General features: G+C 73.7%; 22 protein-coding genes. 7 read left to right on the forward strand and 15 right to left on the reverse strand.

Annotated features, from left to right (window positions below; translation table 11 throughout):
* Positions 1 to 43 precede the first annotated feature (43 nt).
* The 3 genes from ACIP37_RS17435 to ACIP37_RS17445 all read left to right on the forward strand — a co-directional run bounded on the left by ACIP37_RS17435 (position 44) and on the right by ACIP37_RS17445 (position 1,097).
* Positions 44 to 280, forward strand: a complete 237-nt coding sequence (locus ACIP37_RS17435; RefSeq protein WP_400806433.1) for a hypothetical protein — start codon at positions 44 to 46, stop codon at positions 278 to 280.
* Between the two features lie 84 nt (positions 281 to 364).
* Complete coding sequence (locus tag ACIP37_RS17440) at positions 365 to 601, forward strand: DUF397 domain-containing protein (protein ID WP_400806436.1); 237 nt, start codon at positions 365 to 367, stop codon at positions 599 to 601.
* A 76-nt stretch (positions 602 to 677) separates the two neighbouring features.
* Entirely contained in the window at positions 678 to 1,097 is a 420-nt protein-coding gene (locus ACIP37_RS17445; protein WP_400844062.1) for a hypothetical protein, read from the forward strand.
* Between the two features lie 876 nt (positions 1,098 to 1,973).
* Here ACIP37_RS17445 and ACIP37_RS17450 read toward each other — a convergent pair.
* From ACIP37_RS17450 to ACIP37_RS17520, 15 genes are all read right to left on the reverse strand, one after another.
* Positions 1,974 to 4,511 carry an ABC transporter permease gene (locus ACIP37_RS17450; protein WP_400844065.1) on the reverse strand — a complete coding sequence of 846 codons (2,538 nt, stop codon included), beginning with the start codon at positions 4,509 to 4,511 and terminating at the stop codon, positions 1,974 to 1,976.
* A gap of 30 nt (positions 4,512 to 4,541) precedes the next feature.
* The gene (locus ACIP37_RS17455; RefSeq protein WP_363586991.1) at positions 4,542 to 5,297 is read right to left on the reverse strand and encodes an ABC transporter ATP-binding protein; all 756 of its coding nucleotides are present in this window, start codon (positions 5,295 to 5,297) and stop codon (positions 4,542 to 4,544) included.
* Positions 5,298 to 5,429: 132 nt separating this feature from the next.
* Positions 5,430 to 6,668: a HAMP domain-containing sensor histidine kinase gene (locus ACIP37_RS17460; RefSeq protein WP_363586969.1), complete on the reverse strand. Its 1,239-nt coding sequence runs from the start codon at positions 6,666 to 6,668 to the stop codon at positions 5,430 to 5,432.
* Positions 6,669 to 6,673: 5 nt separating this feature from the next.
* Positions 6,674 to 7,390, reverse strand: coding sequence for a two-component system response regulator CseB (gene cseB, locus ACIP37_RS17465; protein ID WP_363586970.1), 717 nt, complete (start codon positions 7,388 to 7,390; stop codon positions 6,674 to 6,676).
* Between the two features lie 232 nt (positions 7,391 to 7,622).
* Positions 7,623 to 8,519: a sugar ABC transporter permease gene (locus ACIP37_RS17470; RefSeq protein WP_363586971.1), complete on the reverse strand. Its 897-nt coding sequence runs from the start codon at positions 8,517 to 8,519 to the stop codon at positions 7,623 to 7,625.
* Positions 8,516 to 10,066: an ABC transporter permease subunit gene (locus tag ACIP37_RS17475; protein WP_363586972.1), complete on the reverse strand. Its 1,551-nt coding sequence runs from the start codon at positions 10,064 to 10,066 to the stop codon at positions 8,516 to 8,518. Before ACIP37_RS17475 ends, ACIP37_RS17470 begins: the two co-directional genes overlap by 4 nt.
* Entirely contained in the window at positions 10,063 to 11,277 is a 1,215-nt protein-coding gene (locus ACIP37_RS17480; RefSeq protein ID WP_363586973.1) for an alpha-amylase family glycosyl hydrolase, read from the reverse strand. The genes ACIP37_RS17475 and ACIP37_RS17480 overlap by 4 nt, the downstream gene beginning before the upstream one ends.
* A 182-nt stretch (positions 11,278 to 11,459) precedes the next feature.
* On the reverse strand, positions 11,460 to 12,104 hold the full coding sequence (def, locus tag ACIP37_RS17485; protein WP_363586974.1) for a peptide deformylase: 645 nt from the start codon (positions 12,102 to 12,104) through the stop codon (positions 11,460 to 11,462).
* 83 nt (positions 12,105 to 12,187) lie between these two features.
* A complete protein-coding gene (locus tag ACIP37_RS17490; protein ID WP_363586975.1) occupies positions 12,188 to 13,180 on the reverse strand; it encodes a hypothetical protein in 993 nt (330 codons plus the stop codon).
* A gap of 313 nt (positions 13,181 to 13,493) precedes the next feature.
* Positions 13,494 to 14,825, reverse strand: coding sequence for an HD-GYP domain-containing protein (locus tag ACIP37_RS17495; RefSeq protein WP_400806452.1), 1,332 nt, complete (start codon positions 14,823 to 14,825; stop codon positions 13,494 to 13,496).
* Between the two features lie 23 nt (positions 14,826 to 14,848).
* On the reverse strand, positions 14,849 to 16,297 hold the full coding sequence (locus tag ACIP37_RS17500) for an HD-GYP domain-containing protein (RefSeq protein WP_363586977.1): 1,449 nt from the start codon (positions 16,295 to 16,297) through the stop codon (positions 14,849 to 14,851).
* Positions 16,298 to 16,634: 337 nt separating this feature from the next.
* Positions 16,635 to 17,042 (reverse strand): mycothiol system anti-sigma-R factor, encoded by a 408-nt coding sequence (gene rsrA, locus ACIP37_RS17505; protein WP_363586978.1) that lies wholly within the window; start codon positions 17,040 to 17,042, stop codon positions 16,635 to 16,637.
* Complete coding sequence (locus tag ACIP37_RS17510) at positions 17,039 to 17,782, reverse strand: sigma-70 family RNA polymerase sigma factor (protein WP_063351149.1); 744 nt, start codon at positions 17,780 to 17,782, stop codon at positions 17,039 to 17,041. The genes rsrA and ACIP37_RS17510 overlap by 4 nt, the downstream gene beginning before the upstream one ends.
* A 310-nt stretch (positions 17,783 to 18,092) precedes the next feature.
* A complete protein-coding gene (locus ACIP37_RS17515) occupies positions 18,093 to 18,728 on the reverse strand; it encodes an alpha/beta family hydrolase (protein WP_400806456.1) in 636 nt (211 codons plus the stop codon).
* Positions 18,729 to 18,824: 96 nt separating this feature from the next.
* On the reverse strand, positions 18,825 to 19,577 hold the full coding sequence (locus ACIP37_RS17520) for an SOS response-associated peptidase (RefSeq protein ID WP_363586980.1): 753 nt from the start codon (positions 19,575 to 19,577) through the stop codon (positions 18,825 to 18,827).
* Positions 19,578 to 19,715: 138 nt separating this feature from the next.
* Here ACIP37_RS17520 and ACIP37_RS17525 point away from each other — a divergent pair, with 138 nt between their 5' ends.
* The 4 genes from ACIP37_RS17525 (at position 19,716) to ACIP37_RS17540 (ending at position 23,502) form a co-directional block, all read left to right on the forward strand.
* Positions 19,716 to 20,447, forward strand: coding sequence for a M50 family metallopeptidase (locus ACIP37_RS17525; protein WP_350879695.1), 732 nt, complete (start codon positions 19,716 to 19,718; stop codon positions 20,445 to 20,447).
* Between the two features lie 198 nt (positions 20,448 to 20,645).
* On the forward strand, positions 20,646 to 21,977 hold the full coding sequence (gene aroA / locus ACIP37_RS17530) for a 3-phosphoshikimate 1-carboxyvinyltransferase (protein WP_063347887.1): 1,332 nt from the start codon (positions 20,646 to 20,648) through the stop codon (positions 21,975 to 21,977).
* Between the two features lie 15 nt (positions 21,978 to 21,992).
* Positions 21,993 to 23,048 (forward strand): ribosome small subunit-dependent GTPase A, encoded by a 1,056-nt coding sequence (gene rsgA / locus ACIP37_RS17535; RefSeq protein ID WP_363628642.1) that lies wholly within the window; start codon positions 21,993 to 21,995, stop codon positions 23,046 to 23,048.
* Positions 23,049 to 23,178: 130 nt separating this feature from the next.
* A complete protein-coding gene (locus tag ACIP37_RS17540; protein WP_063347889.1) occupies positions 23,179 to 23,502 on the forward strand; it encodes a multidrug efflux SMR transporter in 324 nt (107 codons plus the stop codon).
* Positions 23,503 to 23,575: the final 73 nt, after the last annotated feature.

The raw sequence follows: 23,575 nt of genomic DNA on the forward strand, positions 1-23,575 counted from the left end.
TTGGTGGCTCGCCAAAATGATTCGAGAGCCACAGGAGCGCTCCATGCCCACTGACGGTTTCGCACAGCCGACCGGCGCCACACGCCGCCGTACGCACGCGGAGCTCATGGAGCGGATCGACAACAATCCGGTCCGGAAGGACCTGACGACCGGGTGTCTGGTCGAAATCGTGGGCGCCCAGGACGGCCGGGCGCTGGTCCGGCCGCTGTTCGAGCCGGACGCCAAACCGCGCCAGGTGCCGGCCGACCAGCTCACCACCCGCATCAGCCTGTGGGGCTGAACTCCCCCTCATTCTCCCGCCCAAGTCCTGGGCGGGGCGGGGCCGTTCCGTGCTGCCCCGAAGCGATACCGGAAGGTGCAGGCGATGACTGAGCGCAACCTGTACGAACTCGACCTCTCCCAGGTCGAGTTCAACCGTGCGTGCGGCGGCAACCAGGGCGGGGGCGACGAGGGCGAGTCGTGCGTGACCCTCGGCCTGGTCGAGCACGGCGTCTTCGCCCTCGGCGACAGCAAGCGTCCCGACCGCGAACCGTTGCTGTTCACCGCCGAGGAGTTGACCGAGGCCGGAATCGACCCGGCGCGGTTCGGCCTGTCCGTCTGAAGTCCCTTGACAGCCCCGGCCGCCCGCAGTCCCGTGCGGGCGGCCGGGGCTTCAACGTCTCCGAGGAGAAGCACTGTTGCACTTCCACGGCTACGAGTGGGCCGGTGACGGCCGGCTGTTGGCGAAGGAGCCGGAGCGTCGCCCGATCGAGGCCGCACGGTTCGGCCTCTCGGAACTCCCGCCGATGATGACCGGCTGGTGGCTCCTGCGCCCGGCCGCCCAGGTGCGGGGCACCTGGGAGACGGCGGCAGGCGCAGCCAACTGGCTTGCGGAACGGTACGAGGAACACACTCCTGGCGGCGACCCCCAACTTCCCTTCGAGGCACGGCGACTCCGCGCGGTTGAGCAGTTGGAGGGCGCCTCGGACGTCGTCTGGTCCCGCTGGGTGTCCGACAGCCGCTGGTCGGGCCACTACGTGATCGCGTGCCCCAACCGGATCTGGCCGGACATCCCGTGCCCGATCCGACACGTCGCTCGGCCGTCGGTCTCAGGCTGACGAAGTGCTCCCGCCGGGCAGGGGCGCTTCGTCGTGCCTGATGTGCGATCGCCGGCCAGGCCAGTCACCCGACGTCCAGGTCCTCGATGACCGCCTCAGCGGTGCGGCACTCCGCACAGATCGGCATGCTCCTTGGCCCTTCTCGCTGTCTCAGGCCCAGGTGGAGCCACAAGAGGCGCAGCCCCAACGGCCTTCCATCGTCTGGTACATGGTGCCCGACCCGCACACGACGAAGGAGTTGCTGCCAACCGGTCGCGTGTGGGCGTTGAGCTGCTGGTCGTGGCGCTCCTCGACTCTAACCAGGCCCTGGTGACGTCCGATCCCAGTTTGCATCGAAGCGGGCTTTCTCCGCCTCGATCAGTGGCCGGACCACCTCGTCAACGGATCGGTGAGAGATCTCGGCGAACTCGTGGAGCCAGTCGACGAGGTCGGCGGGTAGGTGGAGGGTGATGCGGCGTGTGGCGGGAAGTTCAGGCATTGGGCTCTCTTGTGAGGGCTGTGTAGGTTGCAGGGCCATAGCAACGCCTGGTCAACCTTTGCTGAGACGGACAAGCCGGTCAATCTTCGCCGGGAAGGAACACCAGCTCAGGACTCTCGTGACGGCTCCGGTACCGGCCAGGCCTGCGGGGGAAGACACTGATGCCGGTCCCGCCTGCACGAGACTTCCGGAGGAATGGTGAGCGCAGGGTCCCTGCACGGCCACCACGACGACCAGCAGCCGATCCCGCGGACCCAGGCCTCAACGTTCCTTCACCGTCTCGGGGCCAGTGAGCGACCACATCGAGGATCCGGACGACCCGATCGCCCTGTCCCGGCCGCGACGCTGATGGTCCCCGCCCGGCGTTCGCACCGGGCGGGGACAGGGCGATCGACCGGTCACACCTCCGCGACCGCCTCCAGCGGGCTGAGGGCCGCCGCCCGCCGGGCCGGGACCGCTGCCGCGACCGCGCCGATCGCGAGCGACCCCAGGCAGACGAGCGCGAGCGTGCCCCAGGGCAACACCAGCGCGTACTGCTTGACCGCGCCGCCCGCCAGCGCGCCGACGGCCCAGGCGCCGAACAGGCCGCCGGCCAGGCCGAGCAGGGTGCCGAACGCCGCGACCGTCACGGCCTCCAGGCGGATCATCCGACGGATGCCCGCGCGATCCATGCCGATGGCGCGCAGGGCGCCGATCTCACGCGTCCGTTCGGTGACGGACATGGCCAGGGTGTTGACGATGCCGAGCGCGGCGATCACGACGCCGATGCCGAGCAGCCCGTACATCAGCGTCAGCAGGTCGCCCATCGTCCCCGCCGCCTCCCGCACCAGCTCGGCCCGGTCCTGCACCTTCAGCAGCGGGTTGTTGCCGACAGCGGTCCGCAGGTCGCGCCCGGACAAGCCGTCGCCCCGGACGAGGATCCGCTGGACGGAGCCGGGCTTGAAGCCGTGCTGCTGCACCTCGCCCCGGGCGCCGACCGCGTCGTGGGCGGTGGGGTTGTCCTGGTAGACGCCCACGACGGTGTACCGCGTGAACTCCTCGCTCCGGCCCATCCGCACGTTGACCTGGCCTCCCGTGCTCACCCCGGTCTCCCGGGCGACGCTGCTGGAGACGGCGATCCGGCCGGGCCCGAGGTCCTCCACGGAACCGCTCACGAAGTCGAGCTTCACGGCCTGTTCAACAGAGACGGGGTCGATGCCGGAGATCTCACGGACCTTGCCGCCGATGACCACCGTGGAGTCCGCGACCGCGCTCGCGCCGCGCACCCCCGCAAGACCGGCCACCCGCTGCACGGCCGCCGGGTCGATGCCGGTCATGGTGTCGCCGGTGCTGATCACGTAGTCGGCGGCGAGGCCGTCCGCCGCCTGCCGGTCGAGGGCCTGTTCGGTGGAGCTGCCGATGGTGGCGAGCCCGCTGACCAGCGCCGTGCTGATCAGCAGCGTGGCGGCGGTCGCCGCCGTGCGCCGGGGGTCGCGCAGCGCGTTCTGCCGGGCCAGCAGGCCGACGACGCCGAACCGCCGGGTGAGGCGGCCCGTCAGCCGGATCACCGGGACGGCGAGCGTCGGTGCCAGCACGATCAGGGCGACGACCAGAAGCCCGCAACCCGCCATCGCACTCCGCAGATTCGCCTCGGAGGCGTCCTTCGCCGCACCCGCGAGCGCGACCAGCCAGCCGACGCCGAGGACGAGCAGCCCCACCCCCACGATCGGACGCAGCCGCGAGCGCCCGCCCGGCTGCGCGGCCGCCGCCCGCAGCGCCTCGATCGGCGCGATCCGCGCCGCCCTGCGCGACGGCAGCCAGGCGGCCAGCACCGTCACGCCGACCCCGACGAACAGGGCTGCCGCCACCGGCCGGGGTCCGATGACCAACGGCCCCTCCGGCAGCCGACCGCCCTCGCCACTCAGCAGCCCGGGCAGCACGGCCGCGATGCCGAGCCCGAGGACGAACCCCACCACCGACGCGACGACCCCGACCAGCGCCGCTTCGGCCAGCAGCGAGCGCACCACCTGGCGCCGGGTCGCGCCGACCGCCCGCAGCAGGGCGATCTCCCGGGTGCGCCGGGCGACGAGCATGGTGAAGGTGTTGACCACGAGGAACGAGCCGATGAACAGCGACACCCCGGCGAAGACCATCGGCAGCTTCTGGTAGCCCCGGGTCAACGTGCCGACGTAGATGGCTTGTTGGTTCGCCTGCGCCTGTCCGGTGGTGACTTCGGCCCGGCCGGGCGGCAGGACGGCGGCGATCCGCTCCGCCAGTTCGTACTGGCCGGCGCCCGGCCCGGCGGAGACCTCAAGGCTGGTGTAGTGCCCGGGAGTTGCGAACAGCCGCTGCGCGGTGGCCCGATCGAACAGGGTGAGCGTACCGCCGGCCGTGACCCGGGTGTCCGTGGTGGTCACGATGCCGACCAGCCGCGCGGTGAGGGCCGGGCCGTCCGTGGCGAGCGTGACCGGGTCGCCCACCCGGTACCGGCCCGCCGCCGCGGTGCCCCGGTCGACGGCGATCTCGTCGGCACCGGCCGGGGCACGCCCCTCGACCACGGGGTAGCGGGCGTCCTCGCCGTCGCGCCCCGGGACGTAGGCGTCCGCGAGGTTCGTCCCCCGCTTGACCCGCAGCGGCCTGCCGTCGGCCGCGTTCAACGTGGCGCTCCCGTCGACCGACGACCGTACCGCCGCGACACCGGGCACGTCCGCGATCCTGCGCGCCAACTCGTCCGTCAACACGTTCGGCTGGTCGGGGACGGCAGGGGACTCCTTCGCGGTGACGCTGACCGCGATGTCGGCGAAGGTGCGGGACGCGGCCGCCCGGTGGGCGGCGGCGGTCGAGTCCGCGAAGACGAGGGTGCCGGAGGCGAAGGCGACGCCGAGGCAGACCGCGAGGACGGTCATGAGCAGCCGGGCCTTGTGCGCCAGGACGTTGCGCAGGGCTGTGGTCAGCATGATCAGCTTTCGAGAGTCGGGGGGTGCGGGTCAGCCCGCGAAGGACTTCATGACGTCCAGCACCCGGTCCGGCGTCGGGTGCGCCATCTCGTCGACCAGCCGCCCGTCGGCCAGGAACACCACCCGGTCCGCGTACCCGGCGGCCACCGGGTCGTGGGTCACCATGACCACCGTCTGCCCCAGCTCCCTGACGGAGTCCCGCAGGAAGCCGAGCACCTCGGCCCCGGACTGCGAGTCGAGGTTGCCGGTCGGCTCGTCGCCGAACACGATCGAGGGCCGCGCGACCAGCGCCCGGGCGACCGCGACGCGCTGCTGCTGCCCGCCGGACAGCTCGGCCGGCCGGTGGTCGAGGCGCCGGGAGAGCCCGACCATCGACACCACGCGGTCCAGCCACTGCCGGTCCGGCGTCCGCCCGGCCAACGACAGCGGGAGCGTGATGTTCTCCAGCGCGGTCAGGGTGGGCAGCAGGTTGAACGCCTGGAAGATGAAGCCGACCCGGTCCCGCCGCAGCCGGGTGAGCTGCCGGTCGCCCAGGCCGCCCAGCTCCGTCGTGCCGATCCGCACCGACCCCGACGTAGGGGTGTCGAGCCCGGCCGCGCAGTGCATCAGGGTGGACTTGCCGCAACCGGACGGGCCCATGATCGCGGTGAACTCGCCCTCCCGGAAGGCCACGCTGACCCGGTCCAGGGCGGTCACCCGGGTGTCGCCGCCGCCGTAGGTCTTCGTCAGGTCGGCGACGGCGGCCGCGACCCCGGGGGTCGCGTGCAGGGCAAGGGGGTTGGCGATCACGGGAGGGGCTCCTGTCCGAGGTGCGAGTCGGTGCACTTCGAAGGGTGTCCGGAGCACGTATCAGGCCCCTGCGCCGCCGTGTATCGACGACCGCTCCGCTCGGCAGCAGTCCGGTAGCAACCGAGGCGGTCAGCCCGGCAGCCGCAGAGTCGCCACCGCGCCGCCGTCCTCCGCGTTGTCGAGGCGCAGCTCCGCGCCGAGCAGCCGGGCCTGCCCCAACGCGATGGTCAGCCCCAGTCCGTGGCCCGTGCCGCGCTCGGCGGCGCCGGTGTGGAAGCGCCGCGGGCCGTGGCGCAGCAGGTCCGGCGGGAAGCCGGGGCCGTGGTCGCGCACGACGACCGTACGGTCCTGGACGGTGACCAGGACGGGGGCGGCCCCGTGCCGGTGGGCGTTGACGACGAGGTTGCCGACGATCCGCTCCAGCCGCCGCGGATCGGTCTCCACCGTCAGCTCCGCCGCCACGGCGATCTCGGCCTCGTACCCGGTGCGCAGCACGGCCTCCCGGACGACGGCCGCGAGCGGCACCCGGGCCCGCACCACCTCCTCCGCCCCGGCGTCCAGCCGCGAGATCTCCAGCAGGTCCTCGACCAGAGCGCGCAGGTCCCGCACCCGCGCCCGGATCAGGTCCTCGGTCTCGCCCGCCGGCAGCAGGTCGACGGCGGCCAGCAGTCCGCCGACCGGCGTGCGCAGCTCGTGTGCCACGTCCGCGGTGAACTGCCGTTCGGAGCGCAGTCGTCGGCCGAGGCTGTCGGCCATCAGGTCCACCGTCGCCGCGATGTCGGCGACTTCGTCGCCGCCCTTGGTGGGCCCGGTCCGGGCGTCGAGGTCCCCGGCGGAGATCCGGCCGGCCGTCTCGGCGACCCGCCGCAGCCGGCGGGCGAGCAGCCCGGCCCCGTAGACCGCGGCCGGTGTGGCCGCCGCGAGCGCGACCAGCGAGGCCACCGCCATCGCCACGTCCAGCCGGGGCAGGTCGGAGAGCTGCGGTCCCAGGTTGACCCGGATGGCGAGGACGGGGCTGCCGGGCCCGCCGGTGCGCTGGGCGGCCCAGTAGCTCGGGCCCGAGTTCCCTTCGGCGTGCCCGTCGTAGGCCGTGTGCCGTTCGCCGTCGACCGGGTGGCGCAGGGCGGCGGGCAGGTCGACGGGGTCGAGTTCGGCGCCGTCCGCCAGCGATCCGGTGCGCCGGTAGACGTCCATGGCCGAGTAGACGGCGTTGAAGGCCTGCGCCTCGGCCCGGCTGCGGATGTCCTGCGCCGTCCACAGGTGCACCAGCACTCCGACCGCCGCCGCGACGAGGCAGGCGGTGGCGGCGGCCAGCGCGGCGATCTTCCAGCGCAGGGGGGCGCGGGCCGGCCGGGGAATCGTGTGCACCGCTCTCAGCGCCTGAGCTTGTAGCCGAAGCCGCGGACCGTCTCGATCCGCTCCCGGCCGAGCTTGCGGCGCAGCCGCTGCACGCACAGGTCCACGACCCGGCTGTCGCCGTCCCAGCCGTACTCCCAGACGTTGCGCAGCAGGGTGTGCCGCTCCAGCACGACGCCGGGGTGGGCGGCGAACTCCAGCAGCAGCTTCAGCTCGGTCGGGGTCAGCGCCACCGGCGCCCCGCCGACGGACACCTCCATTCCGGCGGTGTCGACGGTGAGGTCCCCGAACACCAGGACGTCCCCGTCGGCGGCTCCGGGCGAGGGCGCCGGGGCGGGTGGCGCGTACGTCGCCCGCCGCAGCAGCGAGCGGATGCGCGCCACCAGCACGTACGTGTCCACGGGCTTGACCACGTAGTCGTCCGCCCCGGCCTCCAGGCCGGCGACGACGTCGAGGCCGTCGCCGCGCGCGGACATCATCAGGACGGGCACCAGGCTGGTCTCCCGGACCTTGCGGCACAGGCCGATCCCGTCCAGGCCGGGCAGCATCACGTCCAGGATCAGCAGGTCGAACTGCTCGTCCCGGAACAGTTCCAGCGCCGTGAGGCCGTCCGCCGCGGCGCGCATCCCGTAGCCGTAGCGTTCCAACGCGACGGTGAAGGAGCGGCGCATCAGCTCGTCGTCCTCGACCAGCAGCACGCGGACGGGGTGCGGGGGCGGCGCGGGCGAGGACACGGGCGGACGGCTCCTGCTCGGACGGCGGCGGGCGGCGGGCGGTGGGCGGTGGGCGGCGACGCACGGTGGGCGGTGGCAAACGGCGGCGGCGGACAAGGGCACGATACGACAGATACCGGACGCATCGGCCTCCTCGCCCACATCGACGTCAGGCCGCGCGCTCCCTGATACCCGGCGGATACAAACCCGCCGACGAACCCGCCGACGAACCCCCCGCCGCACCCGCCACCGGTCACCCCTTGACCGACCCGGCGGTCAGGCCCTGGGCCAGGTAGCGCTGGAGGAACTGGTAGACGACGATCACCGGCAGCGAGGTCACCAGCGCCCCGGCCGCGAACAGCCCGTAGTTCTGGTCCTGTTGGCCGGAGATGATCCCGTAGAGGCCGACCGCGACGGTCTTGGAGTCGTTCGAGGTCAGGAAGATGTTCGCCAGGATCACGTCGTTGAGCGCGGCGGTCAGCGACAGGATCGAGATCACCACCAGCATCGGCGCGGCGAGCGGCAGGATCAGCCGGAAGAAGATCTGCGCGTGCCCGGCGCCGTCCACCTTGGCGGCCTCGTCGATCTCGCGCGGGATGGTGTCCAGGTAGCCCTTCATCAGCCAGGTGTTCACTCCCATCGCGCCGCCGAGGTAGACCAGCACCAGGCCCCACGGGGTGTCCAGGCCGATCGCCGGCAGGACGTCCCCGATCTTGGCGAACATCAGGTAGAGCGAGATCACCGCGAGGAACTGCGGGAACATCTGCACCAGGAAGACCGCCATCAGCCCGATCCGCCGGCCCCGGAAGCGGAACCGCGAGAAGGCGTACGCGGCCAGCACGCCGAGCAGCACGTTCAGCACCGCGAAGGTGCCGCAGACCAGCGCCGTGTTCCCCAGCCACCGGGCGAAGGGGTACTGCCCGCTGGTGAACAGCGCGGTGAAGTTGGCGAGCGAGGCGTGCCGGGGCAGCAGCGTGGACGACTGGAGCGTGCCCAACGGGTTCAGCGCCGCGGACAGCACGAACAGCAGCGGGAACAGCGCGAAGCAGACGGCGAGCACGGCGATCAGGTGCCGCCAGCCGAAGCGGCGCAGCCAGCGGGCGGCAGTGGAGACGGCAGGGGCGGGGGCAGGGGCAGGGGTGGCGGTCATGCGTTCAGCTCCTCCAGGGCGCGGGTGCGGCGGAAGCCCACCAGCGTGATCAGCCCGACCAGCAGGAAGATGACGATGGACAGCGCGGCGGCGAAGCCGTACTGCGCGCCCTGCCCGCCGAAGGCCAGCCGGTAGGTGTAGCTGATCAGGATGTCGGTGGATCCGGCCGTGCCGCCCGCGCCGTCGAACGGCCCGCCGCCGGTGAGCAGTTGGATCGCGTTGAAGTTGTTGAAGTTGAAGGCGAAGGACGAGATCAGCACCGGCGCGGCGGCGACCAGCAGCAGCGGGCAGGTGACCGCCCGGAACGCCGTCCACGGCCCGGCGCCGTCGATCCGGGCGGCCTCGTCGAGTTCGGCGGGCATCGCCTGCAGCACGCCCGTACAGATCAGCAGCATGTTGGGGAACCCGAGCCAGAGGCTGGTGAGCACCACCGCGAACCGGGCGTTCCAGGCGTCGCCCAGCCAGTCGACCCTGGCGTGCAGCAGTTGGTTGAGCAGCCCGAAGTCCCGGTAGTACATGCTCTGCCAGATCAGGATGCCGATGAACGCGGGCATCGCGTACGGCAGCAGCATCAGCGAGCGGTAGACCCGCTGCCCGCGCAGCCGCGGGTGGTGCAGGGTGAGCGCCAGGCCGAGGCCGAGGGCGAAGGACGCGCCGGTGGAGAGCAGGGCGAAGCCGAAGGTCCAGGCGAGGACGCCGAGGAAGGGCCCGCGGATGGCGGGGCTGGTGAGCACGGCGGTGAAGTTGGCGAAGCCGACGGTCAGCGCGGTGCGCCCGGTGGCCAGCGGGCGCAGCAGCCCGTGCGGCGAGACGGCCGCGACCTCGGGCCGCTCCACCCGGTATTCGGCCTCCAGGGCGGTGTACCGCACGCCGTCGGCCCGGACGGCGACCGGGTTGACGGCGCTCCAGGTCTCGCCGGGGGCGAGCCGCAGCCGCTCGGCGGCGCTGAGCGAGACGACCGGCGAGGGGGCGCCGAAGAGGTGCAGCAGCGCGTGCCGGGAGCGGGGTCGCCAGGCGTCCTCGTGGTGCGGCGCGGCCGGGTCCTCGTAGTAGAGGAGGTCCGCGCCGGAGGTGTAGCCGGCCTCGTCGAGCAGTTGGACGGCCAGCTCGCGGGCGGGCCTGGCCATGATCAGGCCCGCCCGGCCGCCGATGTCCAGCCAGAGCCGGCGCGGGCCGCGTCGCCGGTAGCGCTCGTGGACCACCTTCTCGCCGAGGTCGGCCGGGTCGACGTGGGTGAGGAACGGCGAGAGGACGGCGTTGGGCACGCCGACCGCGATCAGCTCGGGGATCAGGCCCTCGGCGTACAGCTGCTCCAGCGTCCGGTTCAGCGCCCAGGTGGGCCGCTGCCCCCGGTCGAAGACCTGCTGGCCGTCCTGGAGGTAGAGCACGGGGTAGTCGGCGCCCGGGTCGTCGTCGTAGCCGGGCGGCAGGTGGACGAGCAACTCGCGCTCGTTGCCGAGCAGTTCGGAGCGGAAGCCGGGGATGCGCTCGATCCGGCCGCGGCGCGTGCCGGCCCCGGCAGTCCCCGTGGTGCGCACGGCGCTCATCGGGCCACCGACCAGACGTGCACGGCCGGGCCCTCGGCGGGCAGCTCGCGGCCGGGGACGAGCTGGGGCCCGCCGAGCAGGTGGGTGGCGTGCCACTCGCCGGCCACCGGCGGGTGGTCGGCCCGGCTGATCTGCACCAGGATCCGCTCCCGCTCGTCCTCGCGCTCGAACAGCAGGACGTCACGCTCGGCGAGCAGCCAGCGCAGCCCGCCGCCGCTGAGCGCGCTGTGGCTCCGGCGCAGCCGGATCAGCTCGCGGTAGGTGCGGTAGGTGTGCTGGTCCCAGGCGGATTCGCCCCAGGGGAACGGCTTGCGGCCCTCCTCCAGGCCCTCGCCCTCGACGCCGACCTCGTCGCCGGAGAACACCATCGGGGTGCCGGGCAGGGTGAACAGCAGGGCCGCGCCGAGCAGTTGGCGCTCGGGGCCGGCGAAGCTGCGGAACCTGGCGGTGTCGTGCGAGTCCAGCAGGGTGAGGTTGTGCACCCGGCTGCGCCAGGGCAGCGCGGCGCCGAACGCCGTCATCACGGCCCGCACCTGGGCGCCGTCGTAGTCGGGGATCGGCCCGGGCACCGCCCAGAAGTCCTTCTGGTCGTGCCGCTCGGCGAGCCAGGACCACACCGGGCGGGTGAAGCCCGCGTAGCTCATGGTGCCCTGCCAGCCGTCGCCCTTGAGGGTGAGCGAGGCGTCGTGCTGGTGCTCGGCGAGCAGGACGGCGTCGGGGTTGGCGGCCCGGACGGTGGCCGCGGTGGTGATGGCGACCCGCTGGTTGAGCTCCACCTCGCCGCGCCGGCCGGCCATCTGCGCCACGTCGACCCGCCAGCCGTCCAGGTGGAACGGCGCCTTGAGGTACTTGGCGATCACCGAGTCGGGGCCCTCGTAGAGGCGGCGGCGCAGTTCGGGCGAGCGGTGGTCGAAGGTCGGCAGGGTGCGCACGCCGAGGAAGGTGGCGTAGTCGTCCGGGCCGCCTTCGCCGAAGAAGTAGAAGCCGGCCTCGGGGCTGTGCGGGTCCTGCTGCGCGGCGCGGAACCAGTCGTGGTCGCTGCCGGAGTGGTTGAGCGTGATGTCGCCGATGACCTTGATGCCGCGCCGGTGGGCCTCGGCGGTGAGCGCGATGAGCGCCTCGTCGCCGCCGAGCGCGGGGTCGACGCGGTCGAAGGAGACGGCGTCGTAGCGGTGGTTGGAGCGACCCTGTGGCGCCAGCTGGAGGGACACGGCGGGCAGGCCCGGGACTACCTGTTCACGCCGGAGCTGGTCGCCCGCGAGTCCACCGGCCGGGCACCCGGCTGACGGGACGCGACCGGCAGAGCGCGACCGGCGGCGTCAGGAGCGGGAGCGTCACGTGCGGGAACGCCGAGGGCCGGGACGCCCGTCGCGCCCCGGCCCTCGGCGGTTCGTCAGTCGTTCGCCACGGTCGCGTACCGCGGGGTGCCCTCGGCCATCTGCTTCAGCGCGTCCTTGCGGTCCCGCTTCGACAGCTTGTCGATGTAGAGGGTGCCGAACAGGTGGTCGGTCTCGTGCTGCAGGCAGCGGGCGAAGAAGCCGGTGCCCTCGACCCGGATCGGCCGGCCGTCCTTGTCCACGCCGGTCACCGCCGCGTACTCCGGGCGGGGCAGCTCGGCGTACGCGCCCGGCACCGACAGGCAGCCCTCGTTGCTGTCGTCCAGCACCCGCCGGCGGTCCGCCGGGTACTCCTCCAGCTTCGGGTTGATCACGTGGCCGACGTGGCGCACGCCCTCGTCGTCCGGGCAGTCGTAGACGAAGACCTTCAGGTCCACGCCGATCTGATTGGCCGCCAGGCCCACGCCCTCGGCCGCGTACATCGACTGGAACATGTCGTCGATCAACGCGGACAGCTCACCGTCGAACGCGGTGACGTCCTTGACCTCGCGGTGCAGGACCGGGTTGCCCACCACGGTGATCGGGCGCGCGGTGCCCTTGGAGAGGTCCGGCTGCTCGCCGACCACCTTCAGCGGGGCCTCGTCGGCCGCCGACTCCTGGTCATGGTCGTGGTCGTGCTGGTGGTCCTGCTGCTCCGCCATCGCTGCTTATCCGCTTCCGCTTCCGAGAATGGTCCAGGTATTCGGCTCTCGCCGGGTACACCGCTCAAGGGTAAGCGGCGCGCTCAACAGACTTCTTCCAGATCGCGGTACGCCCGCGTGCCGGGCGAGGACGCGGCCCAGCGGTCCAGCAGCGAGCGGACCAGCAGGGCGGGCGCGGCGATCCCGCACTCGCGCTCCACCAGCCAGGACATTCCGGCCTCCCCGCCCTGGCTGAGGTGGCTGAGGTGTCCGGGGTGCGCGGCGTCGCCGTCGTCGTGCGGGTCGTGGTGGGCGGTGTTCCCGTCGTCCGCGGCCATCCGGCTCTCCGAACAGGCCCGGCAGAGCAGCCGCACCGAGGACGTCCAGTCCTCCGCCGCGTAGCCGGCGTCCGCGACCACCCGCTCCAGCGCGTCCCGGTCCCCCGCCGTGGCGGCCTGGAGCAGCACCACGTAGGTCGGCACCGGGGACGGCGCCCACAGCTCGATCTCGTCGAACACCGGGTAGGCGACCCCGTCCGTGACCCGCTCACCGTGCGGGGCGCCGTCGTGCAGCACCACCTCGCCCCAGCGGCGGCCGGAGGACGGCAGCGGGATGGACAGCACCTCGATCCGGGCCGGGTCCAGCCGGCGGCCCCACACCACCTCGGACTCGCCGTCCGGGGAGAGCCGCACCGGGGTGGTGCCGAGGTCCAGGCTGACCGGGCCGTCCTGCTGCCCGCCCGGGCCGCCGGGCAGCTTCAGCCCGTACGCCTGCCAGGCGCGGCGGGCCAGCGGCCAGTCCTGCAAGGCGGTCGCGGTGATGCCGAGGTTCCACCAGTCGGGGGCGCCGTGCTCGCGGTCCAGTAGGGCGACGGCCCGCAGCCCGGCCGAGCGGGCCTGCTCCCAGTCCCGGCGGAACTTGTGCAGCAGGGCGAGGTTGAACCAGGAGTCGGACAGCCAGGGCTCCAGGTCGGCGGCCATCACCAGCAGCGCGCCGGCGTCCTCGTAGCGGCCGTCGCCGATCAGCGTGAAGGCCCGGTCGGTCGTCTGCCGCCAGGTGGCGGACGGCCGGTGCCGTGCCCGGTGGAAGATCCTCACGTTCGTCCCTGCCGTCGTCGTCCGCTCAAGTCCCGTACCGCCGCGTCCGGATCCACTTCCGCGGGGGTCCGGGGCACGGTGCCCCGGGTCGGTGTTCCACGCTACGACCGCATCCAACCACGCCCGCCCCCGCCCGCGCTCCCCACCGCCGAGGTTGGGGCCGCCCCTACCCAGCCTGCCCGCCCGGCCGCCCCGCCTCAACCCCGACGGAGGCCCGCCGGTCCGCGGCGCTCCGCCGGAGCCCGGGTCAGCCTCCGAACTCAGGCCCGCGCCCGAGCCCGCCCGAGCCCGGGCCTGATCCACCGGACAGGGCCTAGCCGCCCACCCGGGCCAGTGCGTCCACCACCCGGGCGTCGTACACCCGGCCGCGCCCCAGCCGCAGCACCTCCAGCGCCTCCAGCCGGCCCACCGCCTCGCCGACCCCGCGGCCGCGGGCCGCCGTCAGCAGGTCGTCGTGGGCGTTGGCCACCCGGATGATCCGGGCCGCCAGCGGCACCGCGCCGTCCCCGCCGGCCGTGCCGAGCACCGGATCGGCCAGCCGGGCGACCTGCTCGGCGACCTGCCGGGGCACCCCGGTGCGGCGGATCACCTCGCTGCCCAGCCGGGCGATCCGCTGCTGCTCGGCGCAGGGCAGCAGCGCGGTCGCGCCGTCCGGCACCGGCTCGACCAGCGACAGCTGGCCCACGTCGTGCATCAGCGCCGCGTACTCCAGCAGGGCGAGTTCCCGGGTGCCCAGCCCCAGCTCGCGCCCCAGCGCGCACGCCGTGTCCGCGACCCGGCGGGCGTGCCCGTGCGGGGTGTAGCCGGCCACCTCGGTGGCCCGGGCCAGGCTGGCGATGGTCTGCCCGGTGGTGGCCCGCACGGCCGCGGCCCGCCGGAAGGACACCTGGGCGAGCAGCAGCGGGGTGCAGAACAGCGGCAGCGCCCACAGCCCGACCTCGCCGGCCGCCAGGCTGACCAGCATCCCGGTGGCGACGATCGCCGAGCCGATCCCGAACAGCGAGCGCAGTTCGTCCTCCAGCGCCGCCGGGAACCGCAGCCCGCCCTCCAGACCCGCCGCCGACCGGCGCAGCAGCGCCGCCAGGGTCGCGTCGCAGAGCGCGGCCAGCGCGGCGACGGCGGTCAGGAACGCCCCGTACGCCGGGCCCTCGGGCGAGAAGCGGTCGACCAGTCCGCCGTTGTAGAGCGGCTGGAAGACGGCGGCGGCGAAGCCGACCCCGAGCAGCCGACGGGCGGCGCTGTCCCGCCGGGCCGGGTCGGCCCAGGGCGGGCGCCGGTGCGGGCGGCCGGGGCGAGCCCGCTGGATCAGGCCCGGTCGGCCCCGGCCCGGGCGGCACGCCCTGAGCCGGGGCAACGCGAGGCCGGGCAGCCAGGACAGCAGCAGGCCGACGCCGGTCACCGCGACGACCTGGAGCATCCCGGGCGCGGTGGGCACCCCGCGCAGCGGCCCGAGCAGGGAGTACGCCAGCGCGCCGGCCGCGCCGATCGGCGCCTGCTCGCGGTCGCCCGGAAGAGTGATCCGGACGCACTCGCCGAGCGCGATCAGCGCCGTGAACGCCAGCGCGACCCGCGCCCCGGCCACCCCGCGCAGCGCGACCGCGCCCACCGCGAACACCAGCAGCGCGGCCGCCGCCGCGTGCACCACGCGGGCCTCCCGGCCGGCCGCGGTCACGGCTGCCCGGCCGTGGGGACGCTCCCGCCCTGCGCGGGCACCCGGCCCGGCGCCGCCCGGGCCGGCTCGGGCACTCCGAGCGGAATGTCGGGGACGGCCCGGATGCCGTCCCCGGGCGGCGGCAGCACCGGCTGCCAGTCGTGCCCGGCCAGCGCGTCGATCAGCGCCCGGACCATCACCGGGTCGAACTGGCTGCCCGAGCAGCGCTCCAGCTCCGCCACGGCCTCGGCGACCGGGCGGCCGCGCCGGTAGGAGCGGGTGGAGGTCATCGAGTCGAAGGCGTCGGCGACCGAGATGATCCGGGCGAACTCGGGGATCTGCTCGCCGACCAGCCCGCTCGGGTAACCCCGGCCGTCCATCCGCTCGTGGTGGTGCAGGATCCCGGCGTGCGCCTCGCCGAGGAAGGCGATCCCGCGCACCAGCTCGTACCCGTACACGGGGTGGACCTCGACGGCCCGCCGCTCCGCCTCGCTGAGGGGACCGTTTCTGCGCAGCAACTCGGTGGCCACGCCCAGCTTGCCGACGTCGTGCAGGATCCCCGCGAAGCGCAGGGTGCGCAGCCGCTCGGCCTCCATGCCGAGCTGACCGGCGATCAGCACCGAGGCCCGGCCGACCCGTTCGCTGTGCCCGCGGGTGTACGAGTCCTTGATCTCCACGGCCTGCACCAGCGACTGCACGGTGGCCTGGTGGGCGTCCCGCTCGCGCTGGCCCTGGGCGAACACCCAGGCCGAGATCGACAGCGGCAGCAGCGCCAGCAGCGCCGCGAACGCCCCGTACGGGCCCTGCCAGAGCACGGCCACCATCAGGCCGCCGGCCGCGTGCACCAGCACCGGCAGCCCGCACACCGCGACCGCCCCGCGCAGCAGCACGACGGGCCGGCGGTCCTCCGCGAGCATCAGCATCGCGCCCACCAGCACCCCGTTGACCAGGCAGAACGTGACGACGGCGGCGAAGCCGGGCAGCAGCGCGGCCGGGAAGCGGGAGCCGAGCAGCAGTTGCGGCCCGTGCAGCAGGTGGAAGGCGGCTGCGGAGGCGAAGGCGCACAGCGCGAGCTGGGAGCCGTTCCACAGCTGGCGGGTCCGGCAGCCGTGCCCGGCCGGGCCGCCGAGCACCGCGGTGGGCACCGCGACCAGCGCCGCGGCGGCCGGCGGCAGCATCAGCACGCCGGCGAACAGCACCGGGAAGAAGGCGTTGACCCCGGGGCGGGAGAGCGCCCGCTCGGGCGGCGGCGGGCGGCGCAGCAGTCGGCGGACCAGTCGCAGGCAGGGTGTCGGCAGGCCCTGGGCCAGTGACTCCCAGCAGCCGTGCAGGAAGGCCAGCAGCCCGACCTTGGGCCAGTCCACCGGGGCGCCGAGCCAGCGCGGGACCCCGGGCGGCACGCCGGTCGGCAGCAGCGGCAGCAGGCAGCACAGCGCCGCCACCGGGACGGCCACCAGGTAGCGCATCGCCCCCTCCGGCAGGGCCGCGTCTTCGCCGTCGATAGCGATCTCGACCTCCCCGACGTCCGGGCCCGCGTTGCCTCAGCTCGCCGGGCGGACCGGCGGTGAGCGTCCGTCAGGAGGATAGGCCGCCACCCGGGCGTAAGGACGCATGATGGCGCGACGACGCTGCTGGCGCACCGCCAACTCACTCGAACGAGTGAGGGGCGCATGCAAGCACAAAGGGAGCGGCCCCGGGAGCGCACGCTCCCGGGGCCGTCTGACTCCGTGTCCGGACCGCTCGGCCCGCCCTCGCCGGCAGGCCCGTCCGCTTGCTCCGCCCGGCCGTTGAACGGCCGGGCGGCTACTCCGCCGGGGCGCCCGCCTCGACGGTGGCACCGGGCCGGACCGTCGACTCCTCCGGGGCCTCGCCGGCGCCCGGCGCCGGCCGGTCCGCCTCGACGTGCAACTCGACCGTGGTGTCGACGGCGACCACCACCTGCTCGCCCGAACGCTGCCCCGCCCGGATCGAGTCGATCCTGGCCAGCACCTTGCTGCGCAGGTCAGCCGGGGTGTCGTCGCAGCCGCAGGAGCGCTTGATCAGCGCCTTGATCGCCTGCTCCAGCCCGTACTGCTTCAGGCAGGGCGAGCACTCCTCGAAGTGCACCCGCAGCTTGGCGCAGTCGCCCTCGGCCATCTCGTTGTCGAGGAATTCGTAGAGGTGGTCGAGGACCTCGCCACACTCCGTGTCGTGCGGATCGCCGCAGCTCATGAGCCCGAGCCCTTCGCTTCCTGCCCTGCCCCGCTGCCGGCCGGGACGAGCCCGCGCTCACGGGCGTAATCCTCCAGCATGCCGCGCAGCTGACGGCGGCCGCGGTGCAGCCGGGACATCACCGTACCGATGGGAGTACCCATGATGTCCGCGATCTCCTTGTACGCAAAGCCTTCTACGTCCGCGAGGTACACGGCGATCCGGAATTCCTCCGGAATGGCCTGGAGCGCGTCCTTCACATCGCTGTCGGGGAGGTGGTCGAGCGCCTGGGTCTCGGCCGAGCGCAGACCGGTCGACATGTGCGACTCGGCGCGGGCCAGCTGCCAGTCCTCGATCTCCTCCGCCGCCGTGCGCTGGGGCTCGCGCTGCTTCTTGCGGTACGAGTTGATGAACGTGTTGGTGAGGATGCGGTACAGCCAGGCCTTGAGGTTCGTGCCCTCGCGGAACTGGTGGAAGGACGCGTACGCCTTGGCGAACGCCTCCTGGAGCAGGTCCTCCGCGTCCGCGGGGTTGCGCGTCATGCGCAGCGCCGCCGAGTACATCGGATCCAGGTAGCCCAGGGCGTCGCGCTCGAAGCGCTCCCGCCGGGCCTCCTCGCTCTCCTGTGCCGACACCCGGAAGGTGTCCTCACCGATCGCCTCGGCCAGCTCCTCACCGGTGAGCGCCTCGCCCGTGGGCTGGCCCTCCTCCGGGCCCCGGCCCGGCTCGGCCTCGTGCTCGGTCCCGACGACCGGACCCACCTCCTCGGCATGGCGGGCACGACCCACGGCGGGCCGCCCCGAAATGGAGGATATCGGGCTGACGGGCTTCTCGCCCGCGACAATCCAGTCGGACCAGGCGGGGCCGAACGCCGCGGCGGCCTCGCGCTGCTCTGACCGCTCGGGGCACGCGATCGAACCCATCTGCCCTGCCTCTCAACCGGGAATCGTGCTGACGAGAGTGCCAACCACCCCGGCCCCGCCCGCATTCCCGCGCCCGCCCCGAAATCGCTCGTACGGGTGATCGAGTGGAAACCCCCCGCTCACGGCCGCCCCCACCGCCCCCGCCGCCTCAGATGACCCGCAGCACCCAGTCCCCGACCGCCCGGCAGATCGCCTCCAGCACCTCGTCCTGCCCCACCGGCGCCCGCTTGGGCACGTCGAAACCGTGCCCGCCGTACGGCACCGCCACCAGCTCGTGCCCGGGCGGCAGCTCCGGGAACTCCTGCGGCCCGCCGAACGGATCCGCTGTACCCTGCACCACCAGCGTCGCCGTCCCCGACTCCAACAGTTCCTGCGCCCGGCTCTTCTCCGGCCGGCCCGGCGGGTGCAGCGGGAACGCCAGCGCCACCACCCCCACCGCCCCGCTCGCCGCCCCGGTCCGGCAGGCCACCCGCGCCCCGGCGCTGCGCCCGCCGACCACCAGCGGCAGCCCCTGACCGGCCAGCCGCCCGGCGACCGGGGTCCAGCCGCGGTCCAGCGTGCGCGGCGCCGGGGCGAGCCGCTTGCCCGCCACCCGCCAGGGCTGCTCCACCAGCGCCACGGTGATCCCGCGCGCCGGCAGCGCCACGGCCAGCGCCACCAGGTCCCGGGCCTCGATCCCGCCGCCCGCGCCGTGACCGAGCGCCAGCAGCGCCTTCGGCGCACCGGCCCGGTGGTAGCTGATCCGGGCGTCCCCCACCTCGGTGGGGACGAGTTCGGTGGTCATCGTCGGTCGCTCCAACCGGCTCAGGCTCCCTCAGCTGTCAGGACTCGATCGTCGAACTTCAAACATCGGACGTCAGAAGACGTCAGACGTCAGACGTCAGAACAGGGTGGTCTCGTACTCCGCCTCGGCCCACGGCTCCTTGAGCTCCGGCCCGTTGTTGCGGATGCTGCCGACCGCCGGCGAGACCGGGGTGGCCAGCAGCGCACCGGGCGGCGGCGGTATCAGCAGCCGGCGCAGCTCGTCCGGGTCGTCCAGCCCCGGGTCCAGCCACTCGTCGTAGGAGGCCGGGTCGAGGAACAGCGGCATCCGCTCGTGGATCGGCGCCAGCGACTCCTCGGCGTCGGTGGTGACGATGGTGAAGGTCACCAGCCAGGCCGCCGGATGGTCGGCCGGCACCGTCCGGTCGCGCCAGAACTCGTACAGCCCGGCCAGCGCCAGCGGGGTGCCGTCCGCCCGGGAGACGAAGAACGGCTTCTTGCGCGCCTTGCCGCGCTCGCCCGGCACCGTCTGCCACTCGTAGTAGCCGTCCACCGGCAGGATGCACCGACGCGAGGCGAACGCCTGCCGGTACGAGGGCTTCTCGTGCACCGTGTCCGAACGGGCGTTGATCATCTTCACCGCCGTCTCGGCCGACCGCGACCACTGCGGCACCAGACCCCAGCGCAGCACCCTCAGCTGGCGCACCGGCCGCGCCCGGCCCTTCGGCACCCGCTCCAGCACCACGAAGGCGCTGGTGGTCGGGGCGACGTTCCAGTTGGGGGCCAGCGTCTCCGCCGGATCCCACTGCTCGACGCCGAACAGCTCGACGATGTCCTCGGGCTTGCCACTGGCTGCGAAGCGACCGCACATGCGGGCCAGCTTGCCATGCCGGCCCCGCTCACCACTTCTTCATCCCGCCAGGAGAACCGTCCGCTCCCGCCCGCCCGTCCCCGCATGGGAGGCTGCCCCGAACGGCCCAACGCAGCGGACGGAGGCGGAGACGAGACGATGAGCGCACAACCCACCGACCAGAACCTCGGCGAACTGTGGAACCAGGTCACCGGCACCCAGCCCGCGCCGCCCGGCTGGCTGGTGCTGGCCACCGCCGGCGCCGCCCTGCTCGCCGTCCTCGCCCGCCCGCTCTGGCACGTCACCCGCAACGCCGTGACCATCGCCCACGAAGGCGGCCACGGCCTGATCGCCCTCGTCACCGGCCGCCGGCTCGCCGGCATCCGGCTGCACTCCGACACCTCCGGCCTCACCCTCTCCTACGGCCGCCCCACCGGCCCCGGCATGATCCTCACCGCCGCCGCCGGCTACACCGCCCCCGCCCTGCTCGGCCTCGGCTGCGCCGCACTGCTCTCCACCGGCCGGATCACCCTGCTGCTCTGGCTGGCCGTCGTCCTGCTGCTCGCCCTCCTGGTGCGCATCCGCAACGCCTTCGGCCTGTTCACCGTGCTGGTCGCCGGCGGCGCCTTCTTCCTGGTCTCCTGGTTCGGCAGCGCCGAGGTCCAGGCCGGCTTCGCCTACCTCGGCTGCTGGTTCCTGCTGTTCGGCGCCGTCCGCCCGGTCCTCGAACTCCAGCACCAGCGCCGCATCGGCTGGGCCCGCGACTCCGACGCCGACCAACTGGCCCGCCTCACCCACATCCCCGGCCTCGCCTGGATCACCGTCTTCCTGCTCACCGCCCTCGCCTGCCTCGCCCTGAGCGCGAGCTGGCTGCTCCAGCCCCTGTACTGAACCTCGCCCGCGGCACGGGCCGGCTGCTCCGGGCCCCGCACCGGGCCGCCCCCGCGGCACGGGCCGGCTGCTCCGGGCCCCGCACCGGGCCGCCCCCGCGGCACGGGCCGGCTGCCACAACCCCTGCACCGGGCCTCCCCCGTCCCGCCATGCGGTTGGCGCAGGGGCCGTTCCGGTACGGCCCCTAAACTTGGCCCCATGACCGAGACCCTGTGGCCCGCCCCCGTCGCGACCACCCCCGTTGACGCCACCGTCACCATCCCCGGCTCCAAGTCGGTCACCAACCGAGCCCTGGTGCTGGCGGCGCTCGCCGACGAGCCCGGCTGGGTGCGCCGGCCGCTGCGCAGCCGCGACTCCCAGCTGATGGCCGACGGCCTGCGCGCCCTCGGCGTCGGCATCGAGGAGAAGGTCAACAACGACTCCGGCGGCACCGGTGGCGGCGAGGCCTGGCGGGTCATCCCGACCCCCGCGCTGCGCGGCCCCGCCTCGATCGACGTCGGCAACGCCGGCACCGTGATGCGCTTCCTGCCCCCGCTCGCCGTCCTCGCCGACGGCCCGGTGCACTTCGACGGCGACCCGCGCAGCTACGAGCGCCCCCAGCACGGCGTGATCAACGCCCTGCGCGCGCTCGGCGCCCGGATCGACGACGGCGGCCGCGGCGCCTTCCCGCTGACCGTGCACGGCACCGGCGCGCTCGACGGCGGCCCGGTCGAGCTCGACGCCTCCTCCTCGTCCCAGTTCGTCTCCGCCCTGCTGCTCTCCGGCGCCCGCTACAACCAGGGCGTCGAGGTCCGGCACGTCGGCGGCCCGGTGCCGTCGCTGCCGCACATCCGGATGACCGTCGAGATGCTGCGCCTGGCCGGCGTCCAGGTCGACGCCCCCGAGGACGGCGGCGAGAAGGACGTCTGGCGGGTCACCCCCGGCGCCCTGATCGGCCGCGACCTGGTGGTCGAGCCGGACCTCTCCAACGCCGCGCCGTTCTTCGCCGCCGCCCTGGTCACCGGCGGCCGGGTCACCGTGCGCGACTGGCCCAAGCACACCAGCCAGCCCGGCGACCAACTGCGCGAGATCTACACCCGGATGGGCGGCGCCTGCGAGTTCACCGACGAGGGCCTGCAGTTCACCGGCACCGGCCGGATCCACGGCATCGAGGCGGACCTGCACGACGTCGGCGAGCTCACCCCGGTGATCGCCGCCGTCGCCGCACTGGCCGACTCCGAGTCCCACCTGTACGGCATCGCCCACCTGCGGCTGCACGAGACCGACCGGCTCGCCGCGCTCGCCAAGGAGATCAACGACCTCGGCGGCGACGTCACCGAGACCGAGGACGGCCTGCGGATCCGCCCGCGCCCGCTGCACGGCGGCGTCTTCCACACCTACGAGGACCACCGCCTGGCCACCGCCGCCGCCGTGGTCGGCCTGGCCGTGCCCGGCGTCGAGGTGGAGAACGTGGCCACCACCGCCAAGACCCTGCCGGACTTCCCGAAGATGTGGGCGGAACTGCTCGGCGAAGCGGTGGCGGACGCCTGAGCGGAGACTGAGCACATGCGCCGCTACGGCAAGGACGCCGACGAGGACGACATCCGCAACCGCCCCGCCCGCCGGGGCTCCCGGCCGCGGACCCGGATCCGGCCCAAACACGAGGACGCCGCCGAGGCGATGGTGCTGACCATCGACCGCGGCCGGCTGACCTGCCTGATCGACCCGGGCACCAAGCAGGAACGCGAGATCGTCGCCATGAAGGCCCGCGAGCTGGGCCGCAAGGGCGTCGTCGTGGGCGACGTGGTCAACATCGTCGGCGACCTCTCCGGGGACACCGACACGCTCGCCCGGATCGTCCGGGTCGAGGAGCGCAGCTCGGTGCTGCGGCGCACCGCGGACGACGACGACCCGTACGAGCGGATCGTCGTCGCCAACGCCCAGCAGCTGGCCATCGTCACGGCGCTGGCCGACCCGGAGCCCCGGCCCCGGCTGATCGACCGCTGCCTGGTGGCCGCGTACGACGCGGGCATGGAGCCGCTGCTGGTGCTCACCAAGGCCGACCTCGCCCCGGCCGGGCCGCTGCTGGAGTCGTACGCGCCGCTCGGCATCGACTACGTGGTCACCCGTCGGGACGAACTGGAGACGGCCGGCGCCGAGGCCGTCCGCGCGCACCTGCGCGGCCTCTCCACGGTGTTCATCGGCCACTCCGGCGTCGGCAAGACCACCCTGGTCAATGCCCTCGTCCCGGACCACCAGCGGCAGACCGGCCGGGTCAACGCGGTCACCGGGCGCGGCCGGCACACCACCGTGTCCGCCCTGGCGCTGCGGCTGCCCCCGCCGCCGGGCGCCAAGCCGGGCTCCAAGAAGGCGCTGGACCCGGGCTGGGTGATCGACACCCCGGGCTTCCGCTCCTTCGGCCTCTCGCACATCGACCCGTCCCGGGTCATCCAGGCCTTCCCCGACCTGGAGCCCGGCACCGTCGACTGCCCGCGCGCCTGCAGCCACGACGAGCCGGACTGCGCGCTGGACGCCTGGGTCGCCGGCGGCCACGCCGAGGGCGCCCGGCTCTACTCGCTGCGCCGCCTGCTGGCCAGCAAGGAGGCCCGCGAGGGCGACTGACCCGGGCGGCGGTTTTACCGTCCCATGGGTTTCCCGACCGTTCGAGGTGTCGGACCGCGCCGGCCTGGCGATCATAGGAAGGTCGGGCCACAGCGCGGTCCGACCCGTCGATCGACAGGGAGGGCACGCGATGGCATGGGCCTTGGTGGTCCTGGCCGGCCTGCTGGAGACCGGCTTCGCGATCAACCTCAAGCTCAGCGAGGGCTTCACCAAGCTCTGGCCCACCATCAGCTTCTGCGTATTCGCCCTGGGCAGCTTCGGCCTGCTCACACTGTCCCTGAAGAGCCTGCCGGTCGGCCCCGCCTACGCGGTGTGGACCGGCATCGGCGCGGCCGGCACCGCCATCTACGGCATGGTCTTCCTGGACGAGACCACCTCGGTGCTGAAGCTGGTGTCCATCTCCCTGGTGATCGCCGGCGTGATCGGCCTCCAGCTCAGCGGCTCGGCGCACTGAGCAGGCCGGTCCCGGTCCGCGAGCCCAATCGCCTCCGGCGGGCCCGTCCCGGTCCGCGAGCCCGGCTGTCCCG

Origin of the sequence: Kitasatospora sp. NPDC088861 (assembly GCF_044750105.1) — a bacterium.
GTDB lineage: Bacteria > Actinomycetota > Actinomycetes > Streptomycetales > Streptomycetaceae > Kitasatospora.

Bases quoted from the DNA above. Each gene is read 5' to 3' on its own strand.
- ACIP37_RS17450 (WP_400844065.1), bottom strand. From the start codon at position 4,511: ATGCTGACCACAGCCCTGCGCAACGTCCTGGCGCACAAGGCCCGGCTG.
- ACIP37_RS17540 (WP_063347889.1), top strand. From the start codon at position 23,179: ATGGCATGGGCCTTGGTGGTCCTGGCCGGCCTGCTGGAGACCGGCTTC.
- ACIP37_RS17475 (WP_363586972.1), bottom strand. From the start codon at position 10,066: ATGAGCGCCGTGCGCACCACGGGGACTGCCGGGGCCGGCACGCGCCGC.
- ACIP37_RS17525 (WP_350879695.1), top strand. From the start codon at position 19,716: ATGAGCGCACAACCCACCGACCAGAACCTCGGCGAACTGTGGAACCAG.
- ACIP37_RS17500 (WP_363586977.1), bottom strand. From the start codon at position 16,297: ATGCGCTACCTGGTGGCCGTCCCGGTGGCGGCGCTGTGCTGCCTGCTG.
- rsgA (WP_363628642.1), top strand. From the start codon at position 21,993: ATGCGCCGCTACGGCAAGGACGCCGACGAGGACGACATCCGCAACCGC.
- ACIP37_RS17435 (WP_400806433.1), top strand. From the start codon at position 44: ATGCCCACTGACGGTTTCGCACAGCCGACCGGCGCCACACGCCGCCGT.
- aroA (WP_063347887.1), top strand. From the start codon at position 20,646: ATGACCGAGACCCTGTGGCCCGCCCCCGTCGCGACCACCCCCGTTGAC.
- rsrA (WP_363586978.1), bottom strand. From the start codon at position 17,042: ATGAGCTGCGGCGATCCGCACGACACGGAGTGTGGCGAGGTCCTCGAC.
- ACIP37_RS17440 (WP_400806436.1), top strand. From the start codon at position 365: ATGACTGAGCGCAACCTGTACGAACTCGACCTCTCCCAGGTCGAGTTC.
- def (WP_363586974.1), bottom strand. From the start codon at position 12,104: ATGGCGGAGCAGCAGGACCACCAGCACGACCACGACCATGACCAGGAG.
- ACIP37_RS17515 (WP_400806456.1), bottom strand. From the start codon at position 18,728: ATGACCACCGAACTCGTCCCCACCGAGGTGGGGGACGCCCGGATCAGC.
- ACIP37_RS17520 (WP_363586980.1), bottom strand. From the start codon at position 19,577: ATGTGCGGTCGCTTCGCAGCCAGTGGCAAGCCCGAGGACATCGTCGAG.
- ACIP37_RS17470 (WP_363586971.1), bottom strand. From the start codon at position 8,519: ATGACCGCCACCCCTGCCCCTGCCCCCGCCCCTGCCGTCTCCACTGCC.